This is a genomic window from Pantoea sp. SIMBA_079, from assembly GCF_046940275.1.
GTDB lineage: Bacteria > Pseudomonadota > Gammaproteobacteria > Enterobacterales > Enterobacteriaceae > Pantoea > Pantoea borealis.
Map to the genome: position 1 here is coordinate 1 of NZ_JAWRYR010000090.1, position 351 is coordinate 351.

The 351-nt window shown below is 65.8% G+C and carries 2 protein-coding genes; both read left to right on the plus strand.

Annotated elements, in window-relative coordinates:
• Positions 1-237 (plus strand): TorF family putative porin (locus tag SB719_RS19235; protein ID WP_412159614.1); only part of this gene is annotated, 237 nt, incomplete at its 5' end.
• Between the two features lie 30 nt (positions 238-267).
• A partial coding sequence (locus SB719_RS19240) for a P-II family nitrogen regulator (protein ID WP_412159615.1) occupies positions 268-351 on the plus strand: 84 nt, incomplete at its 3' end.

A 351-nucleotide genomic window follows, 5' to 3' on the forward strand; every position in this document is an offset into this window, starting at 1 on the left:
GGCAGCAGCAACCTCGACCTGGGCGTCGGCTGGGAATTCGTGCCCGGCTGGTCGCTCAACGGCGCCGTGGGCAAGCAGTGGGTCGCCGGCACGGCGGGCACGGCGACCTACGCGTTCTGGTCGGCGGGTGTCAGCAAGGCGTTCGACAACGGCTTCGACATCGCCCTGACCTTCAACGACAACGACCTGATCGGTCCCGACGACACCATCACCCTCGCCGTCACCAAGTCGTTCTGACGTGACGCGCGTGCCCACAGGAGAGGTTCCATGAAACTAATCATCGCGATCATCCGTCCGTTCAAGCTCGACGAGGTGCGCGAAGCCCTGGGCGAGGCCGGCGTGTCCGGTCTC